Raw genomic sequence first — 15,151 nt, 5'->3', positions numbered from 1 at the left:
ACCGTTCACTTCCTCGGCTTCATTCACCTCGCCGCCGCCATGATCTGGATGCGCTGAATGTCGATAAGGCCTAGGCCTTCTTCCCGGCCGCTTCCTCGATCCGCTCCTCGAAGTCGCCGAGGTTGCCGAACAGGTTCTCGATCGCGAAGACCAGGCCAAACACCCGCGCGGCGTCGTCGAACTCCAGCTCGCGGGTCAGGCCCTGCTTGCGCAGTCCTTCGACGCAGGTCTGGAAGGTCTGGTGGACTTCGGCGAAGGCCACGCGATCTGGACGCGGGCCGCCGGCCAGCAGGTCGGCCGTGGCGCGCAGGAACTTGGCGCTGGCCTCCAGCATGTCGGCGGCGGCCGGGGCCAGCCCTTCGGCGGGCAGGGGCTCGTGCAGGGTGCGGCCGACCATCACCGTGTCGTTGCGCAGGCGCCAGAGCGTGCGGGGGATGGCCTCCGACACCGAGCGCTCGCTGAGCTTGCTGACGTTTTCGCGGTCCGCCTCGGTCATGCCGGTCTGCAACTTGGCGAGCGCCGCGCGCAGATCGTCCTGGGCCTTCAGATAGTCGGTGGGGCCGGGGGTTCCGCGCAGCGTCAGGACGTGGCTGTCCAGGATGTGGGCCTGCAGGCCGGCGATTTTCTGAACGCTGGTGACCACCGAGGCGTGGGCGCGGGCCGGGAAGATCAGCAGGGTGGCGGCGATGCCGACGACGCTGCCAACCGTGATCTCGGCCACCCGCCAGCCGGCGGCGAGCAGCGGCTCCATGTGCGTGGTCGTGCCGATCAGCATGATCACGGCGGTGACCGGCGCGACCTTGAGCGCCGGCCGCATCGAAGCCAGGAACGCCAGCAAAGCCACGGTCACGCACAGGATGATCCCGCCAAACTCTGGCCAGCGGGCATGGCAATAGGCCGCGCCAGCGCCGGCCAGGGCGCCGACCACCGTCCCCATGAAGCGCTCGAGCGAGGCGGTGATGGTCGCGCCTAGGCTGGACTGCACCACGATCACGGCCGTGAACACGGCCCAATAGCCTTGCGGCAAGCGCAACAGGGTCGCCAGGGCGAAGGCCGCGCCGACGGCGGCCGAGACGCGGATGGCGTGGCGGATCTCGGTCTTGCGGGCGGCCGCGGCCTTCAGCGCCTTCTGCGAGAGACCGACGCCGGCGAAACGTCTCCAGTCGCTGGGCGCGGTCTCAGGCACTAGGCCACCGCCTCGCGGAGCATTTCCAGCGCGGTGCGCACCGCCGCCAGCTGCACCGCCTCGCGGGTCTCGCCGGCGAAGTGCTCGTGCCGGTGGACGACTGAACGGTTGGCGCGGGCGACGGCGAAGTGGACGGTGCCGACCGGCTTCATCGGCGTGCCGCCGCCAGGGCCGGCAATGCCGGTGATCGAGACGGCGACGTGGCCGTTGCTGGCTTCCAGCGCGCCTTCGGCCATCATCCGCGCGACCGGCTCGGACACCGCGCCGTGGTCGGCGATCAGGTCACCGGGCACGCCCAGCATCTCGGACTTGGCGCGGTTGGTGTAGGTAACGAAGCCGCGCTCGAAGACGTCGGACGCCCCGGAGATCGAGCAGATGGCCCCGGCCACCAGCCCGCCAGTGCAGCTCTCGGCGGCGACCAGGCGCAGAGACTTGCCGCGCGCCTCGTCGATCAGCAGTCGGGCCAGGGTCTGGATTTCCAGCGGGAACATGCGGCTCTCCGGATTCGAACCCTACCTTAGCCCGTTCAGGCCGGCGTCTCGACCGCCACGACGGCTGATGCGGCCAGACCTTCGCCGCGACCGGTGAAGCCCATCTTCTCGGTCGTGGTCGCCTTGACGCTGACCCGGTCCAGCGGCAGCGCCAGGATCTCGGCCAGCTTCTCGCGCATGGCCAGGCGGTGCGGTTTGATCTTGGGCCGCTCGCAGATCAGCGTCACGTCGACATTGACGATGCTACCGCCCTTGGCGGTCACCAGCTCGGCGGCGTGCTTCAGGAAGAGGTCCGAGGACGCGCCCTTCCATTTGTCGTCGGTCGGCGGAAAGTGGTCGCCGATGTCGCCTTCGCCGATCGCGCCCAGGATGGCGTCGGTCAGGGCGTGCAGGCCGGCGTCGGCGTCCGAATGGCCGATCAGGGTCTCGTCATGCTTGATGGCCACGCCGCACAGCCAGACCTCTTCGCCCGGACCCCAGCGGTGGGCGTCGAAGCCCTGGCCGACTCGGGTGATGCGCGCGGCGCCGGCGAGCCGTTCGGCCATGGCGAAGTCCTCGGGATAGGTGAGTTTCAGCAGGAGCGGATCGCCCGGCGCGATGGCCACGCGGCCACCGGCGGCTTCCACCACCTGGGCGTCGTCGGTGGGTTCGCCCTCGGTCCAGGCGGCGTAGGCGGCCAGCAGAGTGTCGCGACGCGCGGCCTGGGGCGTCTGGGCGCGCCAGAGGTGCTCGCGAGAGGTCGTCGTCGGGTTCTGGCCTGGTTCCGCGCGCTTGAGCGTATCGGCGACCGGCAGGGCAGGCAGGACGGCGTCGGCGGTCTCGAGCGCCTTCAGCACGCCGTCGATGGTCGCGCCGGTTAGGAAAGGGCGAGCGGCGTCGTGGATCAGGACGGGCTCGTCGGCGGGGCGATGGGCGAGGGCGGCCAGGCCCGACTGCACCGACTCAGCCCGAGTCGCGCCGCCGCGTGCAGGGCTCCATCCGGACAGGCCGCTGAGCACTTCAGCCAGCGCCTTTTCGCCGTCTTCGGTCGTTACGATCACGACCTCGGACGCGCCGGCCGCCAGGAAGGCTTCGACCGACCAGCGCAATACCGGCTTTCCAGCTATAAGCCGCCACTGCTTGGCCTGGCCGGGTCCGGCGCGGGTTCCCGAGCCGGCGGCGACGATCACGGCGGAAAAGGTCATGGCGGCTGTTTAGTCCGACCGCCGGGCTTGTCCAGTCGATCCGGGCTTTACTGCGCCGCACAATGTGCCTAAAAAGATGGCTACGGGGATGATCACAAAATGAGCAACAAGCTCGAGGTCGGCGGGATCGAGGTCCCCGGTCGGGTGTGGATCGCACCCATGACCGGGGTCTCAGACCTGCCCTTCAGAGAAACGGCCACGGCGCTCGGCGCGCCTTATGTGGCGACGGAAATGGTGGCTTGCGCCGAGTTCGCGCGAGGGCGACCCGATGTCGTGCGCCGCGCAGCGGTGGGCGAGGGCCTGCCGCTGATGGTGGTCCAGCTGGTCGGGCGCGATCCGGGCCTGATGGCCAAGGGCGCGCGCATGGCCGCCGACGCCGGCGCCCAGATCGTCGATCTGAACTTCGGTTGCCCCGCCAAGGAAGTGTCCGCCGGCCAGCAGTCGGGCTCTGCGATCATGCGCGAGCCTGACCTGGCCGAAGCCCTGGTCAGCGCGGCCGTTGAAGCCGTCGATATTCCTGTCACCGTCAAGATGCGGCTGGGCTGGGACGACAATCTGCGCAACGCCCCCGACATCGCCCGCCGCGCCGAAGCGGTCGGCGCCAAGGCGATCACGGTGCACGGCCGCACGCGCAGCCAGTTCTACAAGGGCGTCGCCGACTGGACCGCCGTGGCGGCGGTGAAGAAGGCCGTCTCGATCCCTGTGCTGGTCAATGGCGACATCATCGACGGCGACAGCGCTCGCATGGCCCTGGAGCAGTCCGGCGCCGACGGCGTGATGATCGGCCGGGGGGTCTATGGCCGTCCTTGGATCGCCGGCGCCATCGAGGCCGCCCTCGAAGGCCTTGGATTTGTCGAGCCAGGGGCCGAAGAGCGCTTGGCCATCGCGCTCACCCATTTCCGCCGCAGCCTCGAATTCTATGGCGAGCCGCTGGGCCTGAAGATGTTCCGCAAGCACCTGGCCTCGTACATCGAAGCCGCGCCCTGGCCCGAAACGGCTGAAGCGCGACGGGCCGCTCGCGCAACCCTGTGCCGACTTGAAGATCCCGCCGCCGTGGAGGTCGCCTTGCGCGACCTATGGCTGGCGGGCGGGAGATTAGCCGCATGACCGACCGCGCCCGCGTCCTGGGAGGGGTTACGCCCGAAGCCTTGAAGGCCGCCGCATTCGACCTCAGCCCCGAGCCGGCCCTGGTGGTCGATCGCGAGGGCGGGCTGGTGGCGGTCAACGAAGCCGCTGAGGCCCTGTTCGGCCACGGCCTGTCGCTGCTGGCGCGCGGTCGTTTCCGCGCCGCCTTGCCGCCGGGCTCGGTGCTGGTCTCGCTGCTGGACCGGGCGATCTTCGAAGGGGCGCTGGTGCGCGAGCACGGCGTCGAGGTCAATCTGTTCGGCCAGCCGCCGTTCGAGGCCGACGGCGCCGCAGCGCCTCTGGGCGACGGTTCGGTGCTGCTGACCCTGCACGTCAAGGGCGTGCTGGGCGTCGACAAGGCGGCCGACGCCGCAGGCCTGCGCTCGGTCGTGGGCCTGGGCAAGATGCTGGCCCACGAGATCAAGAACCCGCTGGCCGGCATCCGCGGCGCAGCCCAGCTGCTGAAGACCGGCGCCAGCGCCGTGGACCAGCCGCTGGCCCAACTGATCGTCGACGAGACCGACCGCATCCGCCGCCTGGTCGACCGCATGGAGGCGTTCTCCGACGAGGTCCCGACCCCGCGCGAGCCGGTCAATATCCACCAGGTGCTGGACCGCGTGCGGGCCCTGACCGCCAACGGCGTCGCCGACGGCCTGCAGATGAAGGAAAGCTACGATCCTTCGCTGCCGCCGGTCTGGGGCGACGAGGATCACCTGATCCAGATCTTCCTGAACCTGACCAAGAACGCCGCCGAGGCCGCTCACATGCGCGGCGACGATCGCGGCCAGATTTCGATCCACACCGCCTGGCGCCCGGGCGTCCGAGTGCGCGGGGCCGACGGCAAGTCGGCCAGCGGCGCACCGATCGAGGTCAAGGTGATCGACAACGGTCCCGGCGTGCCGGCCAGCCTGCGCGACCACCTGTTCCAGCCCTTCGTGACCACCAAGGCCAACGGCACGGGCCTGGGCCTGGCCCTGGTCACCAAGCTCGTCACCGCCCACGGCGGCCTGATCGACTTCGAATCCGAGCCCGGCCGCACCGTGTTCCGCGTGCTGCTGCCGGTTGCCCCCGATACCCTTTCCGGAGACGCCTGAGCATGAACGCCGCGAGCAAGAAGATCCTGATCGCCGACGACGACAGCTCGGTGCGTCTGGTGCTCAGCCAGGCCTTCACCCGCCTGGGCTATCAGGTCCGCGCCACGGGCAACGCCACCACGCTGCTGAAGTGGGTCACGGACGGCGAGGGCGACCTGGTCGTCACCGACGTGATGATGCCCGACGAGAACGTGTTCGACGTGTTGCCGCGCATCCGCAAGGAGCGGCCCAAGCTGCCGATCATCGTGATGAGCGCGCAGAACACCCTGCTGACGGCGGTCAATGCCGCCGACGCCGGCGCGTTCGAATATGTCTCCAAGCCCTTCGACCTCGATGACGTCACCGCAGCTGCTCGTAGAGCTTTGTCGCGTCCGGCCGACGCCGAGGCCTCCAAGGCCCAGGCCCGGGCCATGCGTGACGAGCGTCTGCCGCTGATCGGCCGCTCGGCGCCGATGCAGGAGGTCTATCGCACCATCGCCCGCCTGGTCGGCGCTGATCTCACCGTCCTGATCTTGGGCGAGAGCGGCACCGGCAAGGAGCTGGTCGCCCGCGCCCTGCACGAGCTGGGTCGTCGTCGCGACGGCAAGTTCGTGGTGCTGAACCTGGCCGCCGTGCCGCGCGAGCGGGTCGAGGTCGAGCTGTTCGGGCGCGGCGACGGCGACAATGGCCGTCTGGTTGAGGCCGACGGCGGCACCCTGTTCCTGGACGAGATCGGCGACATGCCGCTGGACGCCCAGACCCGCCTGCTGCGCGTGATCGACGGCACCGAGCCGGTGATCAACCCCAAGACCGGCCGTCGTCCGAACGTGCGGATCATCGCCGCCACCAACCGCGACCTGCGCGGCCTGATCCAGCAGGGGCTGTTCCGCGAAGACCTGTTCTTCCGCCTCAACGTCGCGCCCGTGCGCTTGCCGCCGCTACGTGATCGCGCCGAGGACATTCCGGATCTGGCCCGCACCTTCCTGCTGCGCGCCGCCCGTGAAGGCCTGCCGGCCAAGACCATCGACCAGAGCGCTCTTGATCGCCTGAAGACCCATCCGTGGCCCGGCAATGTCCGCGAGCTCGAGAACCTGATGCGCCGGATGTGCGCCCTCTATGCCGAGGAGCTGATCACCGCCCGCATCGTCGATCGCGAACTGCAGGACCATACGCCGGCGATGCGCTCGGAAGAAGGTCCGGTGACCCTGGCGACCCTGGTCGAGCGTCACCTGGCCTCGCACTTCGCCGACCAGCCCGACGGCGTGCCGCCGGCCGGCCTGTACGACCGCGTCCTGCAGGAGGTCGAGCGTCCGCTGATCCAGCTGACCCTGTCGGCGACGCGCGGCAACCAGGTGCGGGCCGCCGAGATCTTGGGCCTGAACCGCAACACCTTGCGCAAGAAGATCCAAGACCTGGGCGTGGAAATGACCAGAGGTCGACGCTGACCCTCGCCGCTGAAGCTTTATCAGCACATAGCTGTTGAATTTAGGACACACGCTCCTAAACTCCCCGGCGATGTCTTCAGTGGCTTACGCGACGGGATCGGAAGACCCGCCGACCCGGTTCAGCCGGGCCTGGTGGCGGGAGCTTCTGCGGTCGCGCTACCTGATCGGGGGCGGTTACGCCCTGGCGGTGATCCTGACCGTGGCCGGCGTCGCGCTGGCCTCGTCGCCGCCGCGCACCGATTCGATCAGTACGGCCAGCACCGTCATCCTGGTGGTGCTGAGCTTCAACCTGGTGCTGATCCTGGGCGTGGCCACCGTGGTGGGCCTGCGCCTCTACGACCTGATCGACGCCCGGGCCAGCGACGCCGGCGCCCGCCTGCACCTGCGCTTCGTAGGCCTCTTCTCGCTGGCGGCCGTGGCCCCGGCGGTGATCGTGGCGCTGTTCTTCGGCGTGCTGGTCAATCGCGGCGTGGATGGCTGGTTCAGCCAGCGGGTCCAGACGGTGGTCGGCAACTCGGCCAAGGTCGCCAACTCGTACGTCGAGCAGCAGACCAAGTACATTTCCGAACACATCGGGCCGATGGCCGGCATCCTGAACCAGGCCGCGCCGACCCTGGGTCAGTCTCCGGTGGCGTTCGGCCACTTCTTGTCCGAGCAGACCAAGGACGCCGGCTTCGCGGCCGCCTACGTGCTGGATCGTGACGGGCGGATCCTGGCGCGCGCCGAGTTTGGTGAAACGCCGCCGTTCCTGGCGCCGCCGCCATCCAGCTTCGCCGCCACCGACAGCGGCGAGGTCAGCGCCCAGAGGTTCGTGTCGGCCGACCTCTTCCGGGCGCTCTATAAGCTGAACGCCTATCCCGACGCCTATCTCTACATCGTCAGGCCGATCGAGAAAGGTATCCTGAACCACCTGATCGAGACCCAGGACGCCCTGGTCTCGTACCGCGACGCCGAGCGTAGTCGTGGCCGGATCCAGGCGATCTTCGGTCTCAGCTATCTCGAGACGGCGCTGCTGGTGCTGGTAGCGGCCATCTGGGTCGGCATCGCCGCGGCCAACTCGATCGCTGGTCCCGTCGCGGGCCTTGTCGAGGCGGCCGGGCGCGTGTCCGGCGGCGACCTGGACGCCCGCGTGGAGTCCGACACGGGTCCGGAGGAGATCCGGGCGCTGTCCAACGCCTTCAACATGATGACCAGCGAGCTGCAGCTGCAGCAGGCCGCGCTGAAGGCCGCCAGCCTGGACGCCGAGAGCCGGCGGCAGTTCATCGAGACCGTGCTGACGGGCGTCAGCGCTGGCGTCGTCAGCCTGGACGAGAACGGCAAGGTCTCGGCCATGAACCGCCGGGCGGTGACGCTGCTGGGGCTGTCCGACAACGCCCTGGGCGTCGACCTCGTCGAGTTGGCGCCCGAGTTCGAGACGGTGATGGAGGCGCTGCAGGAAAGCCGCCCCGACACCGACGTCGAGGTCGACATCATGCGTGAGGGCGAGACCCGCCGTCTGCGGGTGCGCGCCGCCGGTCATGTGGCCGAGGGCCTTGTCCTGACCTTCGACGACATCACCCGCCTGATGGCCGCCCAGCGCAACGCCGCCTGGAAGGACGTCGCGCGCCGCATCGCTCACGAGATCAAGAACCCGCTGACCCCGATCCAGCTGTCGGCCGAGCGCCTGCGCCGCAAGTACCGCAAGGAGATCGCCAGCGACCTGGAGACCTTCGACCGCTGCACCGAGACGATCATCCGCCAGGTCGGCGATATCGGCCGGATGGTCGACGAGTTCTCCGCCTTCGCCCGCATGCCGGCTCCGCGTTTCGAGCCGGCGAACCTGACCGAGATGCTGCGTCAGGCGGTCTTCGCCCAGCGCTTCCAGGACGCCGAGATCGAGGTGAAGCTGGAGGAGCCGGGCGAGGGCGATGTGTGGATCACCTGCGACCAGCGGATGATCGGCCAGACCCTGACCAACATTCTGAAGAACGCCGGCGAAGCCGTCGGCGCGCGACGGGCGTCCGAACCCGCGCTGCCGGGCCGGATCACCGCGATCCTGACCTCGGACGCCGACGACCTGTGCGTGACGATCGAGGACAACGGCGTCGGCTTGCCCGCCAAGGACCGCGATCGCCTGACCGAACCGTATGTGACCACCCGCGAGAAGGGCACGGGCCTTGGCCTGGCCATCGTCAAGCGGATCATGGAGGACCATGGCGGCAGCCTGGCCCTGACCGACGCGCGGACGCCGCCCGGCGCCCGTGTGATCCTGAAATTCCCGACGACCGTACGACTGCACGCCACTGCGCAAAGTGGCGTTGAGGAGATGATATGAGCGCCGATGTTCTTGTTGTGGATGACGAGGCCGACATCCGCGAACTGGTGGCCGGCATCCTTGAGGATGAAGGCTATGCGGTCCGCACGGCCGCCGATTCCGATCAGGCGCTTGCCGCCATCCGAGCGCGCAAGCCGGCCCTGCTGGTCCTGGATATCTGGATGCAGGGCGGCGGCATGGACGGCCTCGAGCTGCTGGACATGGTCAAGCAGCTGGATCCCGACCTGCCGGTGATCATGATCTCGGGCCACGGCAATATCGAGACGGCCGTTAGCGCCATCAAGCGCGGCGCCTACGAGTTCCTGGAAAAGCCCTTCAAGTCCGACCGCTTGCTGCTGGTCGTCGAGCGGGCGCTGGAGGCGGCGGGGCTGCGCCGCGAGAACCGCCGCCTGCGCACCCAGACCCTGGCGCCGGACGGCCTGATCGGCAAATCGGCCCCAGCCCAGGCCCTACGCCAGTTGATCCTGAAGGTCGCGCCGGCCAACAGCCGCGTGCTGGTCTCGGGCCCGCCCGGCGCCGGTAAGGAGCTGGTGGCGCGTCTGATCCATGGCGCCAGCACCCGCACCAAGCAGGAGTTCGTCGCGGTCAGCGCCGCCGGCATGGCCCCCGAGCGCCTGGACGTCGAGCTGTTCGGCGAGGAAGGCGAGGGCGGTCGTCCGCGCAAGATCGGCGTGTTCGAGCGGGCCCACAACGGCACCCTCTATCTGGACGAAGTGGCCGACATGCCGCGCGAGACGCAGGGCCGCATCCTGCGGGTCCTGGTCGAGCAGCGCTTCCGCCGCGTGGGCGGCGACAACGACGTGCAGGTCGATGTGCGGGTGATTTCGTCCAGCTCGCGTGACCTTCGCGAGGAGATCGCCGGCGGCCGCTTCCGTGAGGATCTGTTCCACCGCCTGAACGTGGTGCCGGTGCGCGTGCCGGGCCTGGCCGAGCGGCGCGAGGACATTCCCGAGCTGATCAACTTCTTCGTCGAGCGGATCAGCGAGGCCACCGGCCTGCAGCGCCGCAAGCTGGGCGAGGACGCCCTGGCCACGCTGCAGGTGCAGACCTGGCCGGGCAATGTCCGCCAGCTGCGCAACAACGTCGAGCGCATGTTGATCCTGGCCTCGGGCGAGCCGGGCGACGTGATCACCGCCGAAATGCTGGCCGGCGCCGACCAGCCCAGCGCCGGCAATGCTGGCGCGATCGGGGCCGAGCGGATCATTGCCCTGCCGCTGCGCGAGGCGCGCGAGCTGTTCGAGCGCGAGTACCTCAACGCCCAGATCCTGCGCTTCGGCGGCAACATCTCGCGGACCGCCAACTTCATCGGCATGGAGCGCTCGGCGCTGCACAGGAAGCTCAAGTCCCTGGGCGTGGCCGGCGCCCGGGCGGAAGAGGAAGAGTAGATGTCGCGTTTCGCCTATGTGAACGGCCGCTTCGTGCGTCACGGCGAGGCCGCCGTCCATATCGAGGATCGCGGCTATCAGCTGGCCGACGGCGTCTACGAGGTCTGGGCCGTGTTCGACGGCAAGCTGGCCGACGCCGAGGGGCACTTCGCCCGCCTGTGGCGCAGCCTGGACGAGCTGCGCATCGCCCATCCGATGAGCGAGGCCTCGCTGCTGCTGGTGCTGCGTGAAGCCGTGCGGCGCAACAAGGTCAAGGAAGGCCTCTGCTACCTGCAGGTCACCCGCGGCGTCGCCAAGCGCGATCATGCCTTCCCGAATCCGGCCGTGCCGCCGGCGGTCGTGATCACCGCCAAGTCGGTCGACCGTGTCGCCGCCGACAAGAAGGCCGCCGCCGGCGCTTCGATCGTCTCCGTACCGGAGAACCGCTGGGGTCGTTGCGACATCAAGTCGATCGGCCTGCTGCCCAACGCGCTGGCCAAGCAGGCGGCCCGCGAGCGCGGCGCCATCGAGGCGTGGTTCGTCGACGACCTGGGCCTGGTCACCGAAGGCGCTTCGTCCAACGCCTGGATCGTGGACGGCGAGGGCGTGCTGCGCACCCGCGACACCAACGCCAACATCCTGCGCGGCGTCACCCGCTCGACCCTGCTGGAGGTGATCCGCGAGAGCGGCATTCCGATGAGCGAGAAGCCGTTCACGATCGCCGAGGCCCAGGCCGCCAAGGAGGCCTTCATCACCGGGGCGGGGTCGCTTCTGACGCCGATCGTACAAGTCGACGGCGTGAAACTGTCTGATGGGAAGCCCGGCGAGGTGGCGACGCGGCTACGGCGTCTCTATATTGAGCGGGCGCGTCAAAAAGCCGTCTGAGATCGGACCAATATTCGACGAGGACGGCTTACCGCAGCGCGATCTTGCGGAAATTTTCACTGAGGGCTTGTCGCTTTCGGCGAAAAATCATCTAGCATGGACTTGTTTGTGTGGGGGGCGTTTTGCCCTCCGAGAACAATGAGAGGGGAACCCCCGAAAATGTCCGCCGAAAAGAAACAGAATCTTCAGGACACCTTCCTGAACAGCGTGCGCAAGTCGAAGACGCCGCTCACCATCTTCCTGGTCAATGGCGTGAAGCTGCAGGGCGTGGTCAGCTGGTTCGATAACTTCTGCGTCCTCCTGCGTCGTGATGGCCAGTCGCAACTGGTCTACAAGCACGCCATTTCCACCATCATGCCGGCTCAGCCTGTCCAGCTCTATGAGCCCAGCGCCGACTCCGACGACTGAATTTAGAGACGCTTGTCCAAGTCTACATCCAGGTCGATTGACCACGCCGCGCCGATCCTGAAGGCGCTTGTCATCCATCCGGCGCGGCAGTTGCGCGGCCAGGCGGCCCTCGAGGCCCGGGATCCCAATGCCCGGCTCGAGGAAGCCGTCGGCCTCGCGATCGCGCTCGATCTCGAAGTCGTCGAGACGATGATCGCGCCGTTGCGCGCGGTGACGCCTGCGACCTTGTTCGGCAAGGGCAAGGTCGAGGAGTTCGCGGCGATCTGCGAGGTCGAGCATATCGACGTCGCCGTCTTCGACGACCAACTCACGCCCATCCAGCAGCGCAACCTCGAGAAGGCGCTGAAGGTGAAGGTCGTGGACCGCACCGGGCTGATCCTCGAGATCTTCGCCCGCCGGGCCCGGACCCGGGAAGGCAAGCTGCAGGTCGAGCTGGCCAGGCTCGACTACGAGCGCTCGCGCCTCGTCCGCACCTGGACTCACCTTGAGCGCCAGCGCGGCGGCACCGGCAACACCGGCGGTCCTGGGGAAACCCAGATCGAACTCGATCGCCGCCTGATCCGCGACAACATTCTCAAGCTCAAGAAAGAGCTGGAGGAAGTGCGTCGCACGCGGACCCTGCACCGCAGCGCTCGCAAGAAGGCGCCGTACCCGACGGTCGCCCTGGTCGGCTACACCAATGCCGGCAAGTCCACGTTGTTCAACCGCCTGACCGAAGCCGAGGTGCTGGCCAAGGACATGCTGTTCGCGACGTTGGATCCGACCCTGCGCACCGTGAAGCTGCCCGACGGTCGGCCGGCGATCATGTCCGACACCGTCGGCTTCATATCCGACCTGCCGCACGAACTGGTCGAGGCCTTCCGCGCCACTCTCGAGGAGGTGCAGGAGGCCGACGTGGTGCTGCACGTCCGCGACGTCGCCAATCCCGACAGCGAGGCTCAGGCCCGCGACGTCGAGACGGTGCTGTCCGAACTGGGCGTCACCTTCGACGAGGGCAAGACCGTCGTCGAGGTCTGGAACAAGATCGACCTGCTCTCCGAGGACGACCGCGAGGTCATCGAGGGCCAGGCTCGCCGCAAGGAAGCCTCTGCGGTCTCGGCCGTGACGGGGGAGGGCTGCGAGGCCCTGCTGCGTCGGATCAGCGGCCTGATCGACGACTCGCCGCCGGTCCAGGTGCAGCTTAAGGCCGAGGATGGCCAGGCCCTTGCCTGGGTCTATCGCAACGGTCGGGTGCTGAGCCGCTATGACGGTCCGGACGGCGAGGTGACGATCATCGCCCGTCTCGACAGCCAGGCCCTGGGCCGGTTCGAGCGTCAGTTCCCTGACGCTCAAGTCGCGGCGGTCGACTAGGCCTTCTTCTCCGCCGCCTTGGCGTCGTTCCACAGCGCGTCCATTTCCGCGAGATCGGACTGGTCGGGCGTCTTGCCACGCTCGGCCAGGCCCGCTTCCACGAAGGCGAAGCGGCGGGTGAACTTGGCGTTGGTGGCGCGCAGGGCGTCTTCCGGGTCGACGTCCAGCTTGCGGGCCAGGTTGGCGCAGACGAACAGGATGTCGCCCAGCTCCTCGCGGGCCTTGGCCATATCGCCAGCCTCGATCTCGACCGCGATCTCCTCGGTCTCCTCGCGCAGCTTGTCGAGCACCTCGGCGGCCGTCGGCCAGTCGAAGCCGACGCGGGCGGCGCGCTTGGTCAGCTTCACGGCGCGGGTCAGGGCAGGGAGCCCGGCCGGTACGTCGTCCAGCACGCCGGTCTTGGCCTTGGCCTTGCGCTCTTCGGCCTTCAGTTGTTCCCATCCGGCGACCTGGGCCGAGAGGTCGTCATAGGCGTGGTCGCCAAACACGTGCGGATGGCGGCGGATCATCTTGTCATTGATGGCCGCGGCGACGTCCTTGAGGTCGAACGCCCCCTGTTCCTCGGCCATCCGCGAGTGGAAGACCACCTGCAGCAGCAGGTCGCCCAGCTCTTCCTTCAGCTCCGGAAGATCGTTGCGCTCGATGGCGTCGGCGACCTCGTAGGCCTCCTCGACCGTGTAGGGCGCGATCGTCGCGAAGGTCTGCTCCAGGTCCCAGGGACAGCCGCCAGTGGGATCGCGCAGCTTGGCCATGATCTCCACGAGGCGAGAGATCGGATGGAGATCGTCACTCGGCGGGGCCAGGGGCGGGGACTTGCTGGGGGAGGTCATTGGGTTCCGGCTCCGCTGCGGGGGCGTCCCCCTGCGCCGCGTCCCGCGCCGTGAGCTGGCGCTGAATCTCGGCGACACGGGTCGCATTCAGCGGATAGCGCAACATCACCGCCGCGACCACCAGTCCCATCGCCGCTGGCACAACGGCGTACATGACGATCAAGGCGTTGTCGCCCGAAGCGGTCGGGATCTTGGGGTCGTAGCCCATCCACTGCAGCACCGGGAACGCCCCGATGGCCAGGGCGTAGCCCAGCTTCACCGTGCCGGTGAGGATGGCGTAGAGCAGGCCGGTGCGGTCGACGCCGCTGGTCAGCCGCTCCTCGTCGCCGATGTCGGCCATCATGGCCCGCACCAGCACGGGGGCTGCGGTGTAGGGGATGCCGGCCAGGATCAGAATGATCATGCCGATCCCGGAATTGCCGGCCGGCGTGAACACGGCGGCGACCTGGACGAAGGCGTAGATCACCGCGGCGACGGCGAGGGCCTTGTGCTTGCCGATCTTCTTGGCCACCAGCGGCCAGATCGGGGCGCTGACCAAGGCGGCCACGAAATAGACCAGCAGCAGCAAGCCCGACTGGGTCTTGTCGAACTGCTTGATGCGCTCGAAGAAGAACAGGAACAGCGCCCCGGCGATGCCCGGCGCCAGGCCCATCAGCAGGTCGGCGAACAGCAGCAAGCGCACCGACGGGCGGCCCAGCAGCGCCAGATATTGCTTGATGCCGGCCTCGTGGCGAATTACCGGCGCGGGCGGCTCGCCGACAATGCGCGTAGCCGCCAGGATGGTGACCGGCAGCAGGGCGATGATGAACCAGCCCATGGCCCGCACGCCCTCGGCGTGCTCGGTCTTGAACACGCCCACCAGCAGTGGCGGCAGGCACAGAACGAGGATCATGCCGACGACATTGCCCGCCTGCCACCAGCCATAGACGCGTGAACGCTGCTGGTAGTCGCTCGACAGCACGCCGCCCCAGGCGGTGTGGGACAGGACGACCATCGAATAGCCGGCATAGGTGACCAGCAAGGCGCCCCACAGGTAGTAGAGGCTCGCCCCCGGCTGGCCCATGAACAGCATCAAGGCGCCGATCGCCACGATGGGCATGCCCGCCAGTAGCCACGGTCTAAATCGGCCCAGCTTGGTGCGGGTCCGGTCCATGACGCCGCCCAGGAAGGGATCGACGGCGATGTCGATCACGCGCACCAGCAAGAAGGCCGCGCCGACCGCCGCCAACGACAGCCCCACCGTCGTCACATAGAACTCGGGCAGATAGACCACCAGCGGCAGGCCCAGGGCCGCGATCGGGATGTTGGGGGAGGCCCAGGCCGCCAGGGACCAGGACGATATTCTTTGAGAAGCGGGTCGGTCCGTCATCTGCTGCTACTCCCCCGCGCTGTTGGTCGCGCTCGGACACTGAAGCCGCTGAACGGCCGTTTGAATGAGTGTGCGAGCATTGCTCGCCGAGCGCCAGCCTCTTCGTGCGGCATCTCCTGGTGTAAGC

Annotated in this window: 13 protein-coding genes; 8 read left to right on the top strand and 5 right to left on the bottom strand. The window is 68.3% G+C overall.

The annotated features are described in order from the left end of the window. Positions 1-70: 70 nt before the first annotated feature. From AC1RR5_RS25445 to AC1RR5_RS25435, 3 genes are read right to left on the bottom strand one after another with little or no spacing between them, the layout of a single operon-like run. Positions 71-1,186, bottom strand: a complete 1,116-nt coding sequence (locus AC1RR5_RS25445) for an FUSC family protein (protein WP_492926322.1) — start codon at positions 1,184-1,186, stop codon at positions 71-73. After that, entirely contained in the window at positions 1,186-1,677 is a 492-nt protein-coding gene (locus AC1RR5_RS25440) for a CinA family protein (protein WP_492926320.1), read from the bottom strand. The genes AC1RR5_RS25445 and AC1RR5_RS25440 overlap by 1 nt, the downstream gene beginning before the upstream one ends. Before the next feature lie 35 nt (positions 1,678-1,712). Next, positions 1,713-2,861 (bottom strand): bifunctional 2-C-methyl-D-erythritol 4-phosphate cytidylyltransferase/2-C-methyl-D-erythritol 2,4-cyclodiphosphate synthase, encoded by a 1,149-nt coding sequence (locus tag AC1RR5_RS25435; RefSeq protein ID WP_492926318.1) that lies wholly within the window; start codon positions 2,859-2,861, stop codon positions 1,713-1,715. Positions 2,862-2,960: 99 nt separating this feature from the next. Here AC1RR5_RS25435 and dusB point away from each other — a divergent pair, with 99 nt between their 5' ends. The 8 genes from dusB (at position 2,961) to hflX (ending at position 12,825) form a co-directional block, all read left to right on the top strand. Continuing rightward, positions 2,961-3,968, top strand: a complete 1,008-nt coding sequence (gene dusB, locus AC1RR5_RS25430; protein WP_492926316.1) for a tRNA dihydrouridine synthase DusB — start codon at positions 2,961-2,963, stop codon at positions 3,966-3,968. Further along, on the top strand, positions 3,965-5,080 hold the full coding sequence (locus AC1RR5_RS25425) for a two-component system sensor histidine kinase NtrB (RefSeq protein WP_454716186.1): 1,116 nt from the start codon (positions 3,965-3,967) through the stop codon (positions 5,078-5,080). The genes dusB and AC1RR5_RS25425 overlap by 4 nt, the downstream gene beginning before the upstream one ends. 2 nt (positions 5,081-5,082) lie before the next feature. After that, on the top strand, positions 5,083-6,504 hold the full coding sequence (locus AC1RR5_RS25420; RefSeq protein WP_492926314.1) for a sigma 54-interacting transcriptional regulator: 1,422 nt from the start codon (positions 5,083-5,085) through the stop codon (positions 6,502-6,504). Between the two features lie 70 nt (positions 6,505-6,574). Further along, a complete protein-coding gene (locus AC1RR5_RS25415) occupies positions 6,575-8,818 on the top strand; it encodes a sensor histidine kinase NtrY-like (protein WP_492926312.1) in 2,244 nt (747 codons plus the stop codon). Then, positions 8,815-10,203: a nitrogen assimilation response regulator NtrX gene (gene ntrX, locus AC1RR5_RS25410; RefSeq protein ID WP_492926310.1), complete on the top strand. Its 1,389-nt coding sequence runs from the start codon at positions 8,815-8,817 to the stop codon at positions 10,201-10,203. The genes AC1RR5_RS25415 and ntrX overlap by 4 nt, the downstream gene beginning before the upstream one ends. Beyond that, on the top strand, positions 10,204-11,067 hold the full coding sequence (locus AC1RR5_RS25405; RefSeq protein ID WP_492926308.1) for a D-amino-acid transaminase: 864 nt from the start codon (positions 10,204-10,206) through the stop codon (positions 11,065-11,067). Positions 11,068-11,226: 159 nt separating this feature from the next. Continuing rightward, positions 11,227-11,475, top strand: a complete 249-nt coding sequence (gene hfq / locus AC1RR5_RS25400; RefSeq protein ID WP_013079113.1) for an RNA chaperone Hfq — start codon at positions 11,227-11,229, stop codon at positions 11,473-11,475. 12 nt (positions 11,476-11,487) lie between these two features. Next, a complete protein-coding gene (gene hflX / locus AC1RR5_RS25395) occupies positions 11,488-12,825 on the top strand; it encodes a GTPase HflX (RefSeq protein ID WP_492926306.1) in 1,338 nt (445 codons plus the stop codon). On the opposite strand, the gene mazG is transcribed toward hflX, so the two are convergent. Further along, positions 12,822-13,655 carry a nucleoside triphosphate pyrophosphohydrolase gene (gene mazG / locus AC1RR5_RS25390; protein WP_492926304.1) on the bottom strand — a complete coding sequence of 278 codons (834 nt, stop codon included), beginning with the start codon at positions 13,653-13,655 and terminating at the stop codon, positions 12,822-12,824. The genes hflX and mazG overlap by 4 nt on opposite strands. After that, positions 13,612-15,024 carry an MFS transporter gene (locus tag AC1RR5_RS25385; RefSeq protein ID WP_492926302.1) on the bottom strand — a complete coding sequence of 471 codons (1,413 nt, stop codon included), beginning with the start codon at positions 15,022-15,024 and terminating at the stop codon, positions 13,612-13,614. Before AC1RR5_RS25385 ends, mazG begins: the two co-directional genes overlap by 44 nt. Between the last annotated feature and the right edge of the window lie 127 nt (positions 15,025-15,151).

Source organism: Caulobacter sp. GW821-FHT11E11 (assembly GCF_058808315.1).
This window is presented reverse-complemented; position numbering and strand designations above follow the sequence as displayed.